Origin of the sequence: Micromonospora sp. WMMD558, assembly GCF_049315255.1 — a bacterium.
Taxonomy (GTDB): Bacteria; Actinomycetota; Actinomycetes; order Mycobacteriales; family Micromonosporaceae; genus Micromonospora.
The window spans coordinates 1,565,542-1,581,439 of sequence record NZ_CP186061.1; the positions used below are offsets into that span (position 1 = coordinate 1,565,542).

At 73.0% G+C, this 15,898-nt stretch carries 15 protein-coding genes; 6 read left to right on the top strand and 9 right to left on the bottom strand.

Going from position 1 to position 15,898, the window contains the following annotated elements; translation table 11 throughout:
- The first annotated feature begins 88 nt into the window (after positions 1-88).
- Both ACN26Y_RS07615 and rsmG read left to right on the top strand, forming a co-directional pair.
- Positions 89-679 carry a protein jag gene (locus ACN26Y_RS07615; RefSeq protein WP_422734523.1) on the top strand — a complete coding sequence of 197 codons (591 nt, stop codon included), beginning with the start codon at positions 89-91 and terminating at the stop codon, positions 677-679.
- Positions 680-791: 112 nt separating this feature from the next.
- Positions 792-1,496 (top strand): 16S rRNA (guanine(527)-N(7))-methyltransferase RsmG, encoded by a 705-nt coding sequence (rsmG, locus tag ACN26Y_RS07620; RefSeq protein WP_230689148.1) that lies wholly within the window; start codon positions 792-794, stop codon positions 1,494-1,496.
- 521 nt (positions 1,497-2,017) lie between these two features.
- Here rsmG and ACN26Y_RS07625 read toward each other — a convergent pair.
- Positions 2,018-2,311, bottom strand: a complete 294-nt coding sequence (locus ACN26Y_RS07625) for a hypothetical protein (protein WP_196255804.1) — start codon at positions 2,309-2,311, stop codon at positions 2,018-2,020.
- Between ACN26Y_RS07625 and ACN26Y_RS07630 the strand changes: the two genes are divergently transcribed.
- The 3 genes from ACN26Y_RS07630 to ACN26Y_RS07640 all read left to right on the top strand — a co-directional run bounded on the left by ACN26Y_RS07630 (position 2,205) and on the right by ACN26Y_RS07640 (position 5,847).
- Entirely contained in the window at positions 2,205-3,269 is a 1,065-nt protein-coding gene (locus ACN26Y_RS07630) for a ParA family protein (RefSeq protein ID WP_305070159.1), read from the top strand. The genes ACN26Y_RS07625 and ACN26Y_RS07630 overlap by 107 nt on opposite strands.
- A gap of 27 nt (positions 3,270-3,296) precedes the next feature.
- A complete protein-coding gene (locus ACN26Y_RS07635) occupies positions 3,297-4,289 on the top strand; it encodes a ParB/RepB/Spo0J family partition protein (protein ID WP_422734524.1) in 993 nt (330 codons plus the stop codon).
- A 637-nt stretch (positions 4,290-4,926) separates the two neighbouring features.
- Positions 4,927-5,847, top strand: a complete 921-nt coding sequence (locus tag ACN26Y_RS07640; RefSeq protein WP_422734908.1) for a hypothetical protein — start codon at positions 4,927-4,929, stop codon at positions 5,845-5,847.
- 68 nt (positions 5,848-5,915) lie between these two features.
- Here the strand turns inward: ACN26Y_RS07640 and ACN26Y_RS07645 are convergent, their stop codons facing one another.
- Together ACN26Y_RS07645 and ACN26Y_RS07650 are read right to left on the bottom strand one after the other, a co-directional pair.
- Positions 5,916-6,896, bottom strand: a complete 981-nt coding sequence (locus ACN26Y_RS07645; RefSeq protein WP_155329609.1) for a D-alanine--D-alanine ligase family protein — start codon at positions 6,894-6,896, stop codon at positions 5,916-5,918.
- A 7-nt stretch (positions 6,897-6,903) separates the two neighbouring features.
- Complete coding sequence (locus ACN26Y_RS07650; protein WP_155329610.1) at positions 6,904-8,217, bottom strand: PLP-dependent aminotransferase family protein; 1,314 nt, start codon at positions 8,215-8,217, stop codon at positions 6,904-6,906.
- Between the two features lie 295 nt (positions 8,218-8,512).
- Here ACN26Y_RS07650 and ACN26Y_RS07655 point away from each other — a divergent pair, with 295 nt between their 5' ends.
- Positions 8,513-9,178 carry a GNAT family N-acetyltransferase gene (locus ACN26Y_RS07655; protein ID WP_155329611.1) on the top strand — a complete coding sequence of 222 codons (666 nt, stop codon included), beginning with the start codon at positions 8,513-8,515 and terminating at the stop codon, positions 9,176-9,178.
- A 15-nt stretch (positions 9,179-9,193) separates the two neighbouring features.
- Here the strand turns inward: ACN26Y_RS07655 and ACN26Y_RS07660 are convergent, their stop codons facing one another.
- The 6 genes from ACN26Y_RS07660 to ACN26Y_RS07685 all read right to left on the bottom strand — a co-directional run bounded on the left by ACN26Y_RS07660 (position 9,194) and on the right by ACN26Y_RS07685 (position 15,486).
- Entirely contained in the window at positions 9,194-10,357 is a 1,164-nt protein-coding gene (locus ACN26Y_RS07660) for an N-acetylmuramoyl-L-alanine amidase (protein ID WP_155329612.1), read from the bottom strand.
- Positions 10,358-10,672: 315 nt separating this feature from the next.
- Entirely contained in the window at positions 10,673-10,996 is a 324-nt protein-coding gene (gene trxA / locus ACN26Y_RS07665; protein WP_155329613.1) for a thioredoxin, read from the bottom strand.
- Positions 10,997-11,026: 30 nt separating this feature from the next.
- A complete protein-coding gene (gene trxB / locus ACN26Y_RS07670; protein WP_155333981.1) occupies positions 11,027-11,980 on the bottom strand; it encodes a thioredoxin-disulfide reductase in 954 nt (317 codons plus the stop codon).
- 179 nt (positions 11,981-12,159) lie between these two features.
- A complete protein-coding gene (locus ACN26Y_RS07675; RefSeq protein ID WP_155329614.1) occupies positions 12,160-13,095 on the bottom strand; it encodes a hypothetical protein in 936 nt (311 codons plus the stop codon).
- On the bottom strand, positions 13,092-13,838 hold the full coding sequence (gene sigM, locus ACN26Y_RS07680; protein ID WP_422734525.1) for an RNA polymerase sigma factor SigM: 747 nt from the start codon (positions 13,836-13,838) through the stop codon (positions 13,092-13,094). The genes ACN26Y_RS07675 and sigM overlap by 4 nt, the downstream gene beginning before the upstream one ends.
- Before the next feature lie 43 nt (positions 13,839-13,881).
- Positions 13,882-15,486, bottom strand: coding sequence for a protein kinase family protein (locus tag ACN26Y_RS07685; protein ID WP_422734526.1), 1,605 nt, complete (start codon positions 15,484-15,486; stop codon positions 13,882-13,884).
- Between the last annotated feature and the right edge of the window lie 412 nt (positions 15,487-15,898).

Here is a 15,898-nt window from a genome sequence, read left to right on the forward strand (position 1 = left end):
CGTGCCCGCGGGCACCGGCGACCTCCCGCCGGCCCCCGGGAGACCAGCGGACCCGACGGTCCGGCCGAGCGAGTACGGAGATGACACCGTGACCGACACCAGCATCCCCAGCGCCGACGAGTCCCTGGACGCGGAGGGAATCGAGCCCACCGCCGCGTCCGAGGCGGACGAGATCGACGAGGCGGCCGCCGGGGGCAAGGAGAAGAAGGCCGCCGGCGACAGCGGCCTGTTCCGCCAGAGCGAGATCGCCGCGGACTACGTCGAGGGCCTGCTCGACATCCTCGACTACGACGGGGACATCGACGAGCTGGTCTCCGGCGGGCGTCCGGTGGTCGAGGTGGTCGGCGCCCGCCTGCAGAGCCTGGTCGGCCAGCGCGGCGCCACCCTGGAGGCGCTCCAGGAACTGACCCGGCTCGCCGTCTTCCGGCAGACCGGCACCCCCAGCCGGCTGCTGCTCGACGTCGGCGGGTACCGCGCCAGCCGCCGCAAGGAACTCGCCGCCGTGGCGAAGAACGCGGTGGAGAAGGTCAAGGAGTACGGCGAGCCCGTGCGGCTGGAGCCGATGTCCGCGTTCGAGCGTAAGTGCGTCCACGACGTGGTCAACGCCATGAGCGGCGTGGAGAGCGAGTCCGAGGGCGTCGAGCCGAACCGGCGCATCATCGTCCGGCCGGCGGACTGACCGGGTGACCCACGACGACACCGCGGCGGGCGCCGCGTCCGGCCCGGGTGGCACGCCACCCGGGCCGTCCCCTGTCGGCTCCCGCCCGGCGCCCGACCCGGCCGACGCCACGTTGCCGCCGGAGCTGGCCGGTGCCGCGCGGACCCTCTTCGGCGACCGGCTCGACCTGGCCGCCGCGTACGCCGAACTGCTGGTGACCGACGGTGTGATCCGGGGCCTGATCGGGCCCCGCGAGGCGCCCCGGATCTGGGACCGGCACCTGCTCAACTGCGCGGCCGTGGTGGAGCGCATTCCACCGGGCGCGACCGTGCTCGACGTCGGCTCCGGCGCCGGACTCCCCGGCCTGGTGCTGGCCGTCGCCCGGCCGGATCTGGCCGTGACCCTGATCGAGCCCCTCGCCCGCCGTACCGCCTTCCTCGTCGAGGCGGTGGAGTACCTCGGGCTCGCCCGGACGGTCCGCGTGTTCCGTGGGCGGGCCGAGGAGGCGTCCGCCGGTACGCGGGAACGTGAACCCCTCACCGGCGACGTGGTGACCGCACGCGCCGTCGCGCCGCTGGACCGCCTGTCCACGTGGTGCCTGCCGCTGGCCAGGCCGGGCGGCCGGCTGATCGCTCTCAAGGGCGCCTCGGCCAGCGAGGAGATCGCCGAGCACGCGGCGACCGTCGGCCGCCTCGGCGGCGGTACGCCCGAGGTGCACCACTGCGGTGAGGGCGTCATCGATCCGCCGACGACGGTGGTCGAGATCGTGCGCGAGCGGGTGGTGGGACCGGCGCGGCCGAAGTCCCCGAAGCGCTCACGCGGTGGCCGCCGCCGCTGACTTCTCCCGCCGCGCGACGCGGGTTCTCCGGCGCTGCCGGCGCTACGGCCCTGCCGGCTCTCGCCGGGCAGGGCCGGCTCTCGCCGGGCAGGGCCGGCTCTCGCCGGGCAGGGCCGGCTCTCGCCGGGCAGGGCCGGCTCCGCGGCGATGCCGGCTCTCGTACGCCTTGGCGTGGCCGTCGGTCTTCGTATCGGATCCGCCGATCCGCCTTTCCTGTTCGGCGTCCGCGTCGTTGAACGGGTACGGGTGGGCGGGATGTGAACCCGACGTGGACCGGTTGCGCCCGCGAGCCGTAGGCTGGCCGCGCGTCGATAATGTGGAGCGGGCGGCGACGGACGATCACCTGAGTCCCGACCGCTTCCGCCGGGTCGCACGCTCCGAGTGCGAGCAGAGTGCGGCCCGTTGACGGGGTGCGGACCGACCATCCGAAGCGGGCAGGGATGACAGGTGCATGACGACGGCAGGTACGACGATCCACGCGTGACCGGGGCAGCGGGCGACTCTGTTTCACGTGAAACCGACTACCCGGGCTGGGCGGCGCACGGCTCCCCGGCGAGCCCGTCCCACCGGCCGCCGGACTGCGAGCCGGTCGTGCAGCGCGATACGCCGGCGACCGGCGTCGCCCGACCCGTACCGCCGGAGTTGCCGACCGGCCGGTCAGCGTCCGACGGGTCGGGTGCCGCCGGCAACGCGCCAGCGGCCGAGCGCGTGACGGCGGCGCGGGGCAACGCGGCCGCGTCGACGCGCTTCGAGGTGGCCGTCCCCCAGCAGCCCGCGCCCGGGTCGGTGCCGGATGCCGGTCGGGTGACCGACACGACGGCGAGTCCGGCCGTGCCGTACGGGCATGACGGGGACGAGGCCACGTACGTTTCACGTGAAACCCCGACGCGCGAAGAGGATGACCCACCGTTGGCGATGGAAGCGATGCGGGCCGTGCAGATCCTGAATCCGAGCGGCGAGGTGACCATGCCTCGTCCAGAGCGGACCCGGGTGATGTGCGTCGCGAACCAGAAGGGCGGCGTGGGTAAGACCACCACGACGGTGAACCTGGCGGTGGCGCTCGCCCTGCACGGTAACCGGGTGCTGGTGGTCGACCTCGACCCGCAGGGCAACGCCTCGACGGGACTGAACGTCCCGCACCACACCGGCGTGCCGGACGTCTACGACTGCCTCATCAACAGCGTGCCGCTGGAGGACGTCGCCCAGGCGGTCGAGGGCATCCCCAACCTGTGGTGCGTCCCGGCGACGATCGACCTCGCCGGCGCCGAGATCGAACTGGTCTCCGTGGTGGCTCGCGAGTCCCGGCTGCAACGGGCCATCGCCGGGTACCCCGGTCACTTCGACTACATCTTCATCGACTGTCCACCGTCGCTGGGCCTGCTGACGGTCAACGCTCTGGTGGCAGCGCAGGAGGTGCTCATCCCGATCCAGTGCGAGTACTACGCGCTGGAGGGGCTGAACCAGCTCATCAACAACATCAACCTGGTCCGTCAGCACCTGAACCCGCGGCTGGAGGTCTCCACGATCCTCCTCACCATGTACGACCGGCGTACCCGGCTGGCGGACGCGGTGGAGCAGGACGTCCGGAACCACTTCGGCGACAAGGTGCTCGAGGCGGTCATCCCGCGCAACGTCCGGGTCTCGGAGGCACCCAGCTACGGCCAGTCGGTGATGACCTACGATCCCGGATCGCGGGGGGCCACGAGCTACTTCGAGGCCGCCCAGGAGATCGCTGAGCGGGGTGCCAAGGCGCCGGTGAGCCGCAATGCGTAGTGGGTACGAGTCGCCGGGAGGCGTGGCATGAAGAACCGTCCTCGGGGCGGTCTGGGTCGAGGGTTGGGCGCGCTCATCCCCACCGGACCGGCGGCGACCGCAGCGACCGGTGCGTTCGATCCGAACGCCGGCAGTCCCGCCGCTGCCGAGGTGGCACCTCCCCCGGCCGCCGGGCAGGGCGAGGCGACGCTGAGCCCGGTGCCGGGTGCCCGCTTCGCCGAGATCCCCGTCGACGCCATCGTGCCGAACCCGAAACAGCCCCGGCAGGTCTTCGACGAGGACGCCCTGGAGGAGCTGAAGGTCTCCATCCAGGAGGTCGGCTTCCTCCAGCCGATCGTCGTCCGCCAACTCGACGGCGAGAAGTTCGAACTCGTCATGGGCGAGCGGCGCTGGCGCGCGGCGCAGGCGGTTGGCCGGGACAGCATCCCGGCGATCGTCCGGGACACGCGCGACGACGCGATGCTCCGGGACGCGCTCCTGGAGAACATCCACCGGGCCAATCTGAACCCGCTGGAAGAAGCGGCCGCCTACCAGCAGCTGCTCGACGAGTTCGGCGCCACGCACGAGGAGCTGGCGCGGCGGATCGGGCGAAGCCGTCCGCAGATCTCCAACACGATCCGGCTGCTGAACCTCCCGGCTCAGGTGCAGCGTCGGGTTGCCGCCGGGGTGCTCTCCGCCGGGCACGCCCGGGCGCTGCTGAGCCTCGACGGCGCGGAGGCGCAGGAGCAGCTCGCCCTGCGGATCGTCGCCGAGGGCCTGTCGGTGCGCGCCACCGAGGAGATCGTCGCGCTGTCGCTGAGCGAGAACGCCGACCGGAAGGAGTCGGCCAAGCGCCGCCCGAAGCCGCACGCGCCCGCGTTGTCGGATCTCGCGGACCGGCTCTCCGACCGTTTCGACACCCGCGTGAAGGTCGACATCGGTCGCAGCAAGGGCAAGATCACCATCGAGTTCGCGACCGTCGACGACTTGGAGCGGATCGTCGGTCTCATCGGGGTCGACCGGGACGAGCCCGAGGCCTGACTGCCGGTACGCCACACTCGGCCGCGCGGTCCCGATCGGGGACCACGCGGCCGAGTCGTTTCTGCGACCGCACCGACCGACCCGGAGCCGCTCCGGTCGTGGTGCTGTCGGGGTCGCCTTTCCACCCGATGTCGCCCGCCGGTGAGCCCCGTCGTTTCACGTGAAACCGGGGCCGTCGGCCGCGGCGGAGGGGACGGCCGTTATCCACACCGGTTGTCCACAGGCCGCCCTCGTTTCACGTGAAACAGCGCGTGAAATCCCGTGCTGACCTGTGGATGACGGCCCGTGGTCGGCACCTGACGGGCCTGTGGATATCTCGTCGGCGGGGCCGACTCGGTGGCCGGAAAAGCCGCCGGGATTGGAGGCGGAACGGGGAGGGACAGCAGTGACGAGACCGGCTAGGGTCAGCGTCGTGCACGACACCCCTCCCTCACTTCCGGACTTCGCCCAGTGGCCGTCCTTCCCCTTCGAGGGCGACCTGCGCGTCAAGCAACTCGATGATCCGGTCCCGGTCGAGCCGCCCCGCAGGGGCGAGGGACACCGGGAGTGCACCGCCTGCAACGCCCCCGACGATGCCTACATCTGGGTGGGCGAGCGGTGGCGGGTGCGCGCCATGGATCGACCCACCGGCCTCCCGATGGTGCTGATCCTGGAATCCCGGTCCCATCTCGACCTCGGTGATCTGCCGAACCTGCTCGCTGCCGAGCTCGGGGTGATGACGGTCCGGCTCGAACGGGCCATCCGCTCGCTGGACGGTGTGGCGCGGGTCCACGTCAACCGCTGGGGCGACGGCTCGGCGCATCTGCACATGTGGTTCCTCGCCCGCCCGTACGGCCAACTCCAACTCCGCGGCACGTTCCTTCCGCTGTGGGACTCGATCCTGCCGCCGATCTCCGAGTCGACGTGGCGGGAGAATCTCGCCCTGGTCGCCGCGTGGCTGGCGGAGTTCGGCGGGCGCCCCCTCGCCGAACCGCCCCGCATCCAGTGGCAGGCGCCGTCCAGCTTCAGCGCGCCGGTGGCGACCGTCACGCCAGCCGAGGAGGAGGGCACATCGGTGATGAGTTCGGTCGAGGAGACGCCGGTTCCCTCGACGGACGACCAGCCGTCGCTCCCTCCGACGGGCGACCGGCCGCCCGGCCCTGCCGCCGCCTCGACGAGAACGGCGACCGACGCTCCGGCGGCCGAGGGCGCGGACGCCCCGTCGCGTGGAGGCGGCACCGGCCCGTCGACCGGCGGCCTGGCGACCGGACGGCCGGCCGCCGACCGGCCGACTGACGGACCTGACGAGCCCACCGCCGCCACGGTCGACACGGCCCGCACAGCCGACGCGGTCGCGACCACCGCCGCCCGTGGAACGGCACGCACGAACGACAGCGCCGCCACGACCGAGTCGAACGCCACGGACGGAACCGCCGGGACGGCCGGCACGAACGACACCGCCGCCGGGCCGACCGCCACGGACGGAACCGCCGCGACGGCCACGGACCGCTCCGGCGGTGGTTCCCCGCCCGACGATCTGCCGGCCCCCGCCACGCCGCTCACCAACCCCCGTGACTGACAGAGCCGCCGCAGATCCTGGAGGCTTCCAGGATCTGCGGCGGCCCAGGAGCGAGGTGCCGGGAAAGGTCAGTCGCGCCGCGCGGCGGCGCGGGACACCAGGGTGCCGAGGACCCGGCCGAAGTCGAGGCCGGCCGCCTGCACCGCGAGCGGCAGCAGCGAGGTCTCGGTCATCCCCGGCGAGACGTTCACCTCCAGGACGTGCGGCTGGCCGGCCCCGTCGACGATGAGGTCCACCCGGCTGAGGTCGCGCAGCCCGAGCGCGGTGTGGGCGGCGATGGCCACCTCGGCGACCGCGCCGCTCACCTCGGACGCCAACCGCGCCGGACTGTGCCAGGTGGTGCGGCCGGCGGTGTACCGGGCTGCGTAGTCGTACACGCCGTTGCGCGGGACGATCTCCACGGCCGGCAGGGCCTGCGGGCCGTCCCCCAGGTCGACCACGGAGACGGCCACGTCCATACCGGGGACGTAGCGCTCCACCAGTGCGGTCGAGTCGTACGCGAAACAACCCACCATCGCGGCCGGCAGGGCCGCGGCGTCCCGGACCACGGCGGCGCCCAGACCCGAACCGCCCTGGGCGGGCTTCACCATCAGGGGCAGGCCCAACCGGTCGACGATGCGGTCCAGCACGGCCACCGCGCCCAGCTCCGAGAAGCGGTCGTGGGGAAGCGCCACCCAGTCCGGCGTGGGGATGCCCGCCTCCCGGAGCACCGCCTTCGCGGACGGCTTGTCCCAGGCGAGCCGGGAGGCGCGCGCGTCGCACCCGACGTAGGGGATGTCGCAGAGGTCCAGCACGCCCCGGAGCGAGCCGTCCTCGCCCGTGGCACCGTGCAGGGCGATCACCACGGCGTCCGGCGGGTCGGCGGTGAGGGACGGCAGCAGGGCGACGTCGGCGTCGCGCAGTTCGGCGTCCACGCCGACGGCGCGCAGAGCGTCCAGCACCCGGCGGCCGGAGCGGAGCGAGACGTCCCGTTCGTAGGAGAGCCCGCCGGCGAGCACCAGCACGCGCAGGTCGGTCACGACGGACGAGTCGGCAGCGGTCGTACGCATGCCGGAATCATGCCAAGTCAGGTCCCGGGGTGTCGGAACCGGCCTGGCCACGCCGTGACCCCGGACGGCCGACCGCGCCGAACACCCGGCGCATGGCGATGTCCTGCTCCATGACGCCGGCCAGCCGCCGCACACCCTCACGGATCCGCTCCGGCGGCGGGAAGGAGAAGTTGAGCCGCATGTGGCCGGTGCCGGTGCCGTCGGCGTAGAAGCCGGTGCCCGGCACGTACGCGACCCGGGCGGCGATGGCGCGCGGCATCATCGCCTTCGAGTCGAGCCCGTCGGGCAGCGTGGCCCACACGAAGAGACCACCGCCCGGACGGGTCCACGTCGTGCCGGCGGGCATCAGGTCCGCGAGGGCGTCGAGCATCGCGTCCCGGCGCTCGCGGTAGACCTCCCGGTAGACCTTGAGTTGTTCGCGCCACGGCATCGTGCCGAGGTACGTCGACACGGCCGCCTGCGCGTAGCCGCTGGGGCACAGGATCTGCGCCTCGCTCGCGATCACCAGCTTGTCGCGGACGGCGTGCGGCGCGAGGATCCAGCCCACCCGCAGCCCCGGGGCGAAGGTCTTGGAGAAGGTGCTCAGGTAGAAGACGCCCTCCCGGCGGCGGGCCCGCAGCGGCGCGGGCGCCTCACCCTCGAAGCCGAGTTGGCCGTACGGGTCGTCCTCCACCACCAGCAGGCCGGCGCGTTCGCAGATGTCGAGCACCCGCTCGCGCCGCTCCTCGGTCAGCGTCACGCCGGTCGGGTTCTGGTAGGTGGGGATGGTGTAGAGGAACTTCACCCGGCGTCCGGCCCGCGCCTGCTCGGCGATGGCCACCTCCAGCGCCTCCGGGATCAGCCCGTCGTCGTCCATGGCGACGTGCACGACCTGTGCCTGGGCGGCCTGGAACACCCCGAGTGCCCCGACGTACGTCGGTCCCTCGGCGAGCACCACGTCGCCCGGGTCGAGGAACAGCCGGGCGACCAGGTCCAGCGCCTGCTGCCCGCCGACGGTGACGACCACGTCCTCCGGGGAGGCGCCGCACGCCGCGTCGACGCCGGAGAGGGCCATCACCTCGCAGATGCGCTCCCGCAGCTCGAGGGTGCCCTGGCCGATGCCGTACTGGAGGGTGGTCACCCCGTGCTCGGTGCCGAGCCGGCCGAGCATGTCGCCGACCGCGTCCAGCGGCAGCGCGGCGATGTAGGGGGCACCGCCGGCGAGCGAGACCACCTCCGGCCGGCTGGCCACCGCGAAGAGCGCCCGGATCTCCGAGGCCGTCATGCCCCGGACCCGCCGGGCGTACCGGTCGGTGTAGTCGTCGAGCGTCGTGCCGGTCATGCCATCACCTCGATGCGTGCTCGGGTGCCTCCCCGCCCCGGGCGTACCCGGGACTCCGGCGACCATGGCGACTCGGGGCGCCGGATGCCGATCCTAGCCGCCGCCCACCAGGGCCGTCGCCGGCCGGACGGCCAGGTCCACATCCCGGACGGTCCGTCACTCCCCACGGTGACCGTTTGCGCGTCCCCTCCCGTGACGTTCGTCGGCGGCGTACGATCGCTCGTCGGGGGGCAGGGAAGGCGGCGGTGTCGTTCCGTGCCGGTCTCACCTCCGAGCCTAATGTGGGGATGCGCCAATGTCGCGACGTCTGGTCAGCTTGACCCTCGACACCCTGGAGGACCTGCCCCGCCCGTGCCGCCAGTGTGTCTACTGGGAGCTCGATCCGGTCTCTGCCGATCGGGCGTGCGCCGCCGGGGACCCGGGCCTGGAGAAGGAGGCGTGGGTCTCCCAGACGCTGCTTGAGTGGGGCTCCTGCGGCAAGCTGGTGTACGTCGACGGCATGCCGGCCGGGTTCGTGATGTACGCGCCGCCCGCGTACGTGCCGCGCTCGATGGCCTTCCCCACGTCACCGGTCTCCGCCGACGCGGCGCTGCTCATGACGGCGAACGTGGTGCCCGCCTTCGCGGGTGGCGGGCTCGGCCGGATGCTCGTCCAGGGCGTCGCCCGGGACCTCACCAAGCGCGGCATCAAGGCGATCGAGGCGTTCGGCGACGCGAAGTTCGGTGATGCCGACGACGCGACGCGGGCCTGCGTGGCACCCGCCGACTTCTTCCTCTCGGTGGGCTTCAAGACGGTCCGCCCGCACCCGCGCTTCCCCCGCCTCCGGCTGGAGCTGCGCACGGCGCTGAGCTGGAAGTCCGACGTCGAGTACGCGTTGGAGAAGCTGCTGGGGTCGATGAGCCCGGAGACGCTGCTGCGGCCGGTCCGCCCCGCCCCGGCGACCCGCTCCACCGCCCGCTGACGGCCACCGGTCCGGTCAGTCGACGACGGTGCCGGCGGCCACCACCGCCCGTAGCTCGCTCACGTCGATCGACCCGGTCGGGACGTCCCGTTCGATCGGGTAGTACATCCGCTGCACGGCGGCGACGATCGCCTCCACCACCCGGTCCCGGAAGCGCGGATCGACCAGCCGGGCGCGGTCGGTGGGCGAGGTCAGGTACCCCACCTCGACGCGGACGGCCGGCATCCGGGTGAGCCGCAGCAGGTCCCACGCCTTGGCGTGGGTACGGCAGTCCCGCAGCCCGGTCCGCGCGACGATCTCCCGCTGCACGAGGCCGGCCAGCCGCTCCCCGGTCGCCGAGGTCACCCCGTTGTCGGTGCCGTAGTGGTACGTCGCCACGCCCTCGGCGGCCGGGTTGGCGTGCCCGTCGAGGTGCAGGGAGATGAACACGTCCGCGCCGAGCGAGTTGGCCAGGTGGGCCCGGTCGACGTCGGGCAGGCTGTCCGGCAGCGCCGGACCTCGGGTGAGCTGCACCCGCACGCCGGCTGCCGCGAGCCGCCCTTCCAACCGGCTGGCGAGGTCGTGCACCAGGTCCGCCTCGGTCCAGCGGAGCGCGCCGTCGGGCACCACCACACCGGGGTCGGTGCCGCCGTGGCCGGGGTCGACGACGACGGTCCGCCCGATCAGGGCGGGTCCGGACTGCCGGATGGCGTCGGACTCGCGCAGCCACTGCGGCCGTCCGCCGACGACCTTGCGGCCGAGCCGGCGCAGCGCGTCCATGGTGTGCGGGCCGCAGGTGCCGTCGGGGGTCAGCCCGACCTCCCGCTGGAACTGGGCGACCGCCCGCGAGGTCCGTACGCCGTAGATGGCGTCCGCGCGGCCCACGTCGTACCCCATCTCCAGCAGCCGCTCCTGGAGGGACCGGACGTCCTCGCCGGTGAGCGGTTCGGGCACCGCGTGGTAGAGGGTGCGGGCGCCGAGTCGCCAGCGGGCGGCGTCCAGGGCCCGCCACGTCTCGGCGCCGACGCGACCGTCCACGCTGAGGCCGCGGGACTGCTGGAACGCCCGCACGGCCCGTTCGGTGTGTGCGTCGAACTCGTCGGCGTCGGGTGCCGAGGGCGAGAGCAGGTCGAGGGTGGCAAGCACGGTACGGATCTCCGTGACCGCTGGTCCACGGTCACCAGGTCGGATCGGACGCACGCTCGACCCCCTCTGCACGGACGCTGGCTGGCCGGGCGGCCCTGAGAGGCGGTCCGGGAACCCCGCAGCGGCTGCGGCGGGCCCAGGCGGCGACCCGCGGTGTCGGAGGTCGGTCCGGACCCGGCACCGGTGTCGGGGCAGACCTCCGAGCCGCCGGATCGCCGGCTGGACTACACCTCGCTCGCCCGGGCGTTTCCCGACCGCCTCTGGCTTGAGGTTATGCGCTCGCCGGGCCCGAGGTGTGCGGGCCGGGAAAAAGACGCCGACCCCGCACCCGGGTACTGCCGGGTGCGGGGTCGGCGGCGTCAGCGCAGGTCAGAGTGCCGATTGGATGAGCTTGACCAGCTCGCCCTTCGGCTTGGCGCCGGCGATGGACTGCACCGGCTCGCCGTTCTTGAACACGGTGAGGGTCGGCACCGACATGACGCGGTAGGTGCGGGCGGTCTCCGGGTTCTCGTCGATGTTGAGCTTGACGATGGTGACCTGGTCACCCATCTCGCCGGCGATCTCTTCGAGCAGCGGCGACACCTTCCGGCACGGGCCGCACCACTCGGCCCAGAAGTCCACCAGAACCGGCTTGTCGGACTTCAGCACGTCGGTGGCGAAACTGGCGTCGGTGACCGACTTGGTTGCTCCCACTACGACCCTCCTCGCGATTGTTTCGGTTGTTCAGCCCTGGATCGTGGCGATGAAGCGCTCGGCGTCCAGGGCGGCGGCGCAGCCCGTGCCGGCGGCGGTGATCGCCTGCCGGTAGGTGTGGTCGACCAGGTCACCGGCGGCGAACACGCCCGGGATGTTGGTCCGGGTGCTGGGTGCCTCGACCTTCACGTACCCCTCGCCGTCTAGGTCCACCTGCCCGCGGAAGAGTTCGCTGCGGGGGTCGTGGCCGATGGCCACGAAGACGCCGGTCACGTCGAGCACCTTGGTCTCACCGGTGTGCACGTTGCGGAGGCGGACACCGGAGACCTTGCCGTCGGCGCCCAGGATCTCCTCGACGACCGAGTTCCACTCGACCTTGATCTTGTCGTTGCCCAGCGCGCGCTGCGCCATGATCTTGCTGGCGCGGAAGGTGTCGCGGCGGTGGATGATCGTCACCGACTCGGCGAACCGGGTCAGGAAGCTGGCCTCCTCCATCGCCGAGTCACCGCCGCCCACCACCACGATGTGCTGGTTGCGGAAGAAGAAGCCGTCACAGGTGGCGCAGGAGGAGACGCCGTGGCCGAGGTACTCCTGCTCGCCGGGCACGCCCAGCGGGCGCCAGGCGGAGCCGGTGGCGAGGATGACGGCCCGGGCCCGGTAGGCGGTCTCGCCAACCCACACGGTGCTGACCGCGTCCGAGCCGACCTCGCCGGTGTCCTTGAGCTCGACGCGGGTGACGTCGTCGGTCAGGAACTCCGCGCCGAACCGTTCGGCCTGCTTGCGCATGCTGTCCATCAGCTCGGGGCCGAGGATGCCGTCGGCGAAGCCGGGAAAGTTCTCCACCTCGGTGGTCGTCATCAGCGCACCACCGGACTGAACGCCCTCGATGACCAGCGGGTTGAGGTTGGCGCGCGCGGCGTAGACCGCCGCCGTGTAGCCGGCCGGCCCGGAGCCGATGATGATCAGGTTGCGGACCTCGTCCACTGCCGTCTCCCGATTGTGTGTGTTCGCCATCGGCGCGCACCGATGCCGATCCGGTGCCGGCGGCCTCAGCCGGTACCGGCAGCTGATGTGCAGAACGTCATCGTACGAACCGGGGATTCCCGAGCCGGTCATCCGGTGGGTCACGTCACGTCGCCGGACGAAACCCTACGACCGTGGTTTCACCCTACCCGCGCACGGTAGCGGGCGTCCGAGGCGGACCCGGGCACGCCACATTCCGGCCCGCTCACCCAGGCCCAACGGGCTCCGGCCGCGTCGGTGAACCGGACCACCAGCGCGGGACGGCCCTGGAAACGCGCGTAGTCGACGAGGTCGACCACGAGCGGCCCGTTCCGGTGCTCGGTGCCGATCTCGATGAGGCAGGCGGTGAGCGCCGCAGGGTCCTCGAGCCGGTCGAGCCCGATGGGCCCGGCCACCCGGCCACCCTCCGAGTTCGTGGCCGGCTCCGACGCCGAGCCCGGGCTGGAGAACTGTTGCGCCCGCACCGAGGCGGGCAGCGCGCCCAGCCCCTCCGGGGTGTAGTCCGCGCCGGTCCGCAGGGGCGGGCCCGCCGTACGGAACGGCTGGGCGGCGGCCGGTGCCGCCTCGTCGCGGGCCGTGCCGGTGACCGCGCTGTCGTCGCCGTTCCGGCTCCCGAGCTGGTCGAGGCCGAGCAGCCCGGCGGCGGTCACCGCCACCGCGGCGAGCGCGACCGGGGCGCTGACCCGCGCCCAGCGCCGGCGCCGCCGGCCCGGCCCGGTCGTGGCGGGCACCCCCGATCGGGGTACGCCGCCGGGGCGCCGCGAACCGCCGTGCGGCTGGCTCGGCACGACCGGAGCGGCGTGTCCGGCACCGGACGGCGCGGCCTCGGTCGCCAGCGCAGCGGTGATCCGGTCGGTGACGTCGGCGGGCATCGCCTCGGCCGCACCCCCCCAGGCCAGCAGGTCGGCGCGCACCTCCGCGACCGCCGGGGCGAGCCGGGCGTACGCCTCGGCCCAGGCCGGATCCCCCTCGACCAGCCGCGCCACGGTCACCTCGTCCGGGGTGCCGTCCAGCGCCCCGCCGAGGTAGTCGGCGAGCAGGTCGTGGTCGACCTCCCGGAACCCCCCGGTCGTCACGTGTCCTCCTGGTTGGTGTCGCGCCGGGACCGCCCCGACCCAGATCGGACGCCCCCGGCCGCCTCCGGGTTCCCCCGGGTGACGGCCGGCACGTTCCCGCCGGACGGAACCGGGTCGCCGGCCGGCGCGGAACCGCTGCCCGGCGCGGGGCGGAGATGGCCGAGGATCGTCGCCAGGCGGGCCCGCCCACGGGCGCACCGGCTCTTCACCGTCCCCTCGGCCACCCCGAGGATGCGGGCGACCTCGGCGACCGGGTAGCCCTGCACGTCGACGAGGATCAGCGCCGCGCGCTGCTCGACCGGCAAGGTCGCCAGCGCCTGCCGTACCACCAGGGCGGTGTCGTGGTCCGGTGCGGGAGCGGCGGGCTCGACACCCCCGGTCGCCCCCTCGGTGTCGTGGACACCGTCGGGCAGCGGCACCGTCGGATGCGCCTGCCGACGCCGGATGCGGTCCAGGCAGGCGTTGACCACGATCCGGTGGAGCCAGGTGGTCACCGCCGAGTCGCCCCGGAACCGGGCGGCGGCGCGGTGGGCGGAGAGCAGCGCGTCCTGGAGGGCGTCGGCCGCCTCCTCCCGGTCGCCGAGCGTGCGCAACGCGACCGCCCAGAGGCGGTCCCGGTGCCGGTGGAACAGCTCGGCGAAGGCGTCCCGGTCGCCCGCGACGTGCGCGTGCAGCAGGTCGACGTCGGAGGGGGTCGGGGCGGGCGTCGTGCCTCCGTCGCCCGCCGGCCCGCGTGCCTTCATCACCACGTCCGGCGGAGGCGGTGCCCGATGCGCGCCCGCCGGCTCACGACCCCTGGACCGTGATCTCCTGGACACCGACCTTGTAACCGCCTTCGCTCGGCGGCAGCTCGGTGAGCCAGAACAGCAGGTAGCGGTACTTCGCATTCGGGTCGAAGGCGTTGAAGGTCATGGTGGTGTCGGCGTTCTCCAACGGCGCGCCGATCGCCTTCTTGGCGTACTCCACGAAGAGCGCGTCGTCGCCCGACTTGGACGAGGGGTGGTTGTTGGTGCCGGCGAACAGTTGGGCGGACGCACCCCGGGCCGACAGCTGCACCTGCAACGACTTCACGTTGCGGGGCTCACCGAGGTCGAGCCAGACGCCCATGCCGCGCTTCAGGTTGCCGAAGTTGGGACGGCCCCGGTAGGTCTGGGTCTCCCAGCCCTCTTCCGGGTTGCCGTCGAAGACCTTCTCGGCCTCGCGGACCTCCGCGCGGTTCCCGTCCGGGTCGATGATCTTCGCGTCGCGGATGGTGAGCGGGCCGGCGGCCACGGGGGCCGGGCTCGCCTCCCCGCCCGGTGCGCCGGCGGTGGGGGCGCTGGCGGCGCCGGATCGCTGATCCCGGTTGTCACCGCCACCCAGCGCGCTGATGCCCACCAGCAGGCCCACCAGGGCGACGGCGAGCAGGCCGGCGATGCCGATGGCCACCTTGCGTCCGCCCGCCACGGCCAGCGGGGACGGCTCGTCCCCGGTCTCGGCGGCGAAGCGCAGCGGGCCGGTGTTGTCCAGGAAGTGCTCGTCGGCCGGGACGTCCAGCCGGGCCAGCTCCGCCGCGAGCACATCCGACGGCGGGGGCGCGATCTCGGCGTCCAGCAGGTCCATCGTGAGGTCGTCCAGGTACGCCGGGACGCCGGCCCGGACCTGGCGCGGTGCGGCGATGGCGTCACCGGCGTCGCGGACGGCGTCCGGGATCGCGGCGCGACCGTGGCCGGCGGTGGCCCCGCGCAGCGGGACCTCGGTGTGCGGCCAGTGGCCGGTGAGGGCGAAGTAGAGGACACCGCCGACCGCCCGGACGTCGCTTCCCTGGCTGTCGTCCCCGTCCGTGCGCGCGTCGGCGAGGACCACCCGGTCGTCGTCACTGATCATGACGGTGCCGGGGTGGACGTTGCCGTGCACCATGCCGGTGGCGTGCACGGCGGCGAGGGCGCTGGCCACGGCGTTGCCGACGGCGGTGGCGCGGGCGGGATCCAGCGGCTCCTCGGTGACCAGCTCGCGCAGCGACTGCCCGTCGACCCACTCGCGGACCACGTACGCCCGCTCGCCCTCGTCGATCGCGTCGTAGACGCCGACGAGGTTGGGGTGGATGACGCGGCTGGCCGCGACGGCGGCCTGGAGCATCTCGGTGGCGGAGTCGCCACCCGGGTAGCGCAGCACCACCGCGACGGGACGGCGCAGCACGACGTCGACCCCGCGCCAGACCAGACGGCCCGCGCTGTCGTTGTTGATGTGCTCGACGAGTTCGTACCGCTCGGCGAGGACCTCACCGGCCGTCGGAGCACCGAAGGTCATGACCGGCGGAGCGCTCTCGTCCGCCTCCTGACCCTCGCCGACCTGGGTCACCCGTCCTCCCTCGGTGATCGTGTCGATCGATGGACCCGTGCTGCTGGGCATTGTGGCTTCCGCTCTGCTTCCAGGAACCGGCCGACCGGTGTCGGCGTGATCGCCGGCGCCTGCCGTACCCGTCAAGAGCGACCTTACCCGTGATGGCCCGCTCCCCGACATGTCATCTTCCCGCCGCACCGTTCGAGACTGGCCGGTGGACGGGGACTCGTCCGGTTACGACCGATGTCAGCCACGTTGCTGGCACATGTACTAGCCAATCTAGAGGTTGACCGCAAGTAGTCGCCGAAGGGGCCGGACCTGGAGTGGCGGCCGTGTCGACGCTGATCGGAGTTCCCCCGTCACTCGCCGCCATGCTCAGCCGTCCGGCTGGTTATCCACAGGCTGATCCGGTCACTGAGCGGTGAATCACAGAGTTATCCACAGCCGCATCCCCAGGCTGGTGATCCTCGTTCACTCAGCG